The following is a 3,365-nucleotide window of genomic DNA, read 5'->3' on the forward strand; positions in this document are numbered from 1 at the left end:
AGGGCCCCACTGCACAGCGCCAGCACCACGTCGTTGACGGTCGTGCCGAAGTGGTTCTTCACCGCCTTGACGTCGTCGAGCGACAGCGTGCCCACCGCCACGACCCGGTGCGGGGTGATGGCGCCGTTCCACGGCGTGCGGGGGGCGCTGAACGGGGTGGCCATGCCCGACGCCCCGCCCCGGCGGCGGGAGACGATGCTCGCGACCGACCGGACGGTGGCGGGGATGGTCCGGGCCAGGCGCCCCGGCTGGCGGGCCAGCGACCGGGCCGCGTACGCCACCAGCTCGAGGTCGTTGGGGATGTGCTCCGGGCGGCGGTCGTCCGCCGTCTCCCCGTCCTGGTCCGCGGCGGCCGACGGCTCGGGCTCGAGGTCGAACAGGTGGACCATGAGCTCCGCCCCGGTCACCCCGTCGATCATCGAGTGGTGCACCTTGGCGAGCACGCCGATCCGGCCGTCCTCGAGGCCCTCGACGATCCACATCTCCCACAGCGGGCGGGAGCGGTCCAGGGGCCGGGAGAGGAAGTCCCCGGCCAGCTCGGTCAGCTCGCGCATGCTGCCCGGGGCCGGCACCGCCATCCGCCGCACGTGGAAGTCGAGGTCGAACTCGGGATCCTCGACCAGCACCGGGTGGTGGAGGCGGAACGGAACCTCGATCAGGCGCCGGCGGAACATCGGGATCCGGGGCAGCCGGCTCTCGATCAGGTCGCGGACCCGCTCGAAGGAGTAGCCGCCCGTCATGGTCGAGGTGTCGAACACCCCCACCATCGACACGTGCATGTGCTGGCTCGGCGTCTCCGAGTAGAGGAAGGTGGCGTCGAGCCCGGTCAGTCGTTGCATGACGTTCTTTATTCCGCGCCGACCGGTGCCAGTCCTGCGCGCCCGGCCACCGAGCGCACCGCCTCGGCCAGGACCGGGACGAAGCGGCGGGCGCCGATCACACAGGCGGCGTGGCCCGCCGGCACCGGGTGGAGGGTGGCTCCGGGGATGGCCCGGGCCAGCTTGATCTGGCGACTGGAGGAGACCAGGTGGTCACGGGTGGTGATCACGACCGCCACCGGCACGTCGACGCTGCCGACCCACTCGTGGGAGCTGAACCGGCCCATGGACCCCATGGCCTTGAGGGCGGCCAGGATGTCGGTGCGGCGCAGCTCGTCGATGGCCCACCGGCTGATCAGCGGGTCGGAGTCCTCCTCGGGCAGGTCGTGGTGGTCGGCCTCGACGGGGCGGGTGCGCCAGGGCCCGGGGAGGCGGTTGAACAGCTGGACCCCGAACACCCCGCCCAGCAGCGAGGTGAAGAACAGCCGCTCGGGCGCCGTGCCCCCGAAGTTCCGGCTGGTGGCGCACAGAACCAGTCCCGCCACCCGGTCCCGGTGGCGGTGCCAGACGAGTTGGGCCACCGGGCCGCCGAGGGAGTAGCCCGCGACCAGGAAGCGCTCCACGCCGAGCACGTCGGCCAGGGCGGCCACGTCGTCGGCGCAGTCGGCCAGCCGGAACTCGGTCCCGACCCGCATGGACCGGCCGTGGCCCCGGAGGTCGATGGCCACGACCCGGTACTCCTCGGCCAGCCGGCCCATGGCCGGGAACCAGTTGAGCCCGCCGCTCGCTACCAGCCCGTGGATCAGGATCACGGTCGGGGCGCCCGGCGGGCCCGCCTTCTCCCACACGAAGGCGGTGCCCCGCCCGGCCAGCTCCACGGACCGGCCCCGAGGCAGGTCCACGTCCGACGGCCGGGACGCGGCCAGGCCCACGAGGTCGACGAAAGCCAGTCCCATCAGCCCCACCCGCCCGTCGATCCCGGCCAGTCCGTCACGCGAACCTGCTTATCACGCCGCTTTCTGCAGCTCCTCGAGGGCGTCGTGGAGCCGCGCCACCAGCTCCCGGAGGTCGGGCACGGTCTGCGGACAGGCCACCACGCCGAAGTTGAGCTGGTCGAGGTAGCTCCACACCGTGATGTTGAGCCCGATGTTCTCGAGGATCGGGCCCATCGACCAGATGCCGACCAGCCGGGCCCCGGCCACGAACAGCGGGGTCGTGGGGCCGGGCACGTTGGAGACGATCAGGTTGATCGGGGGCCGGTGGCGATCGGCGAGGTTGAGCCGCGAGTAGGCCCGCGTCACCGCCTGGAACGGGGCCGGCGGGGTGAGCTGGGACCAGTCCTCGAGGATCTCGGGGCCCAGGGCCCGGTGCTGCTCCTTGGCCGCCGCCATCATCCGGCTGGCCTCGGCCAGGCGCTCGACGGGATCGGCGACGTTGACCGGGAGGGCGGTGAACAGGTTGGACACGCTGTTGGCCCGGCCCACCTTGAACTCGTCGCGCGTCGAGACCGGCACTCCCGCGATCAGCGGCCGGGCCGGCACCCCGCCGTGGCCGTCCAGCCACCGGCGCAGGGCGCCGGCGCACAGCGCCAGCACGACGTCGTTGATTGTGGTCCCGAAGGCGCTCTTCACCGCCTTGACGTCGGGCAGCGAGAGCGTGGTGGATACGAAGGCGCGCTCGGGCAGCAGCGACCGGTTGAACGGGGTGCTGACGGTGGCGAACGGCGCCGGGGGGGCATCCTGGCCGGAACGGCGGCGCCGGACGACCCGGTAGAAGCCGCGCAGGGTGCGGAGCAGCAGGCCCGGGAGGGAGCCGAGGTCACGGAGCCCGTCCCGGAGGGCGGCCGTCACCAGCGCCTTCGGGGGCGGGACGGGGTCGGGGGCCCAGAGCGGAGCTTCCCCGGCGGGTACGCCGGCGGTGGGATCGGGCGTGAGCACCTGCATGAGCATCTCCGCCGCCTTGACCCCGTCGGCGACGCAGTGGTGGATCTTCGAGACGAAGCCGACGTGGCCGCTCTCGAGGCCCTCGACGACCCACAGCTCCCACAGCGGCCGGCGGCGGTCGAGGGGCCGACCGGCCACGGCGGAGACGATCCGGTCCAGCTCGGCCTGGCCCCCCGGAGCGTCGGCGTCGACCCGGTGGAGGTGGTTGGCGATGTCGAAGTCGGGGTCCTCGATCCACACCGGGTGGCCGAGGGCCAACGGGATCGGCACGATCCGCTGGCGGAAGGCCGGCAGGCGGTGGAGGTGGGCGGCGAGCACCTCCCGCACCCGCTCGAAGGAGTAGCCGCCCTCGGCGCCGGCGGGATCGACGACCGCCACCTTCATGGTGTGGAGGTGCTGGGTCGGCGTCTCCATGTAGAGGAACCCCGCGTCCAGCCCGGTGAGACGCTCCATCCCCGTACATATCTACACTGCCCGGCCGTGGCGGGGCGCGGTCGGCTGGAACTGGTACGGGGGCGCCAGCCCCACCTGGGCCGGCTGATGGAGCAGCTGGCCGATCTGTACGGGGACCGGGTGGCGGCCACCGAGGACGGCTGGCCGGACG

The 3,365-nt window shown here is 73.0% G+C and carries 3 protein-coding genes; all 3 read right to left on the minus strand.

Annotation, left to right across the window (positions count from 1 at the left end; genetic code table 11):
• Nucleotides 1–839 (minus strand): wax ester/triacylglycerol synthase family O-acyltransferase (locus VFW24_06155; GenBank protein HEX5266338.1); only part of this gene is annotated, 839 nt, incomplete at its 3' end.
• A gap of 8 nt (nucleotides 840–847) precedes the next feature.
• A complete protein-coding gene (locus VFW24_06160; GenBank protein ID HEX5266339.1) occupies nucleotides 848–1,774 on the minus strand; it encodes an alpha/beta hydrolase in 927 nt (308 codons plus the stop codon).
• A gap of 51 nt (nucleotides 1,775–1,825) precedes the next feature.
• Nucleotides 1,826–3,214 (minus strand): wax ester/triacylglycerol synthase family O-acyltransferase, encoded by a 1,389-nt coding sequence (locus tag VFW24_06165; GenBank protein ID HEX5266340.1) that lies wholly within the window; start codon nucleotides 3,212–3,214, stop codon nucleotides 1,826–1,828.
• Between the last annotated feature and the right edge of the window lie 151 nt (nucleotides 3,215–3,365).

This window comes from Acidimicrobiales bacterium, from assembly GCA_036273495.1.
Lineage (GTDB): Bacteria > Actinomycetota > Acidimicrobiia > Acidimicrobiales > JAJPHE01 > DASSEU01.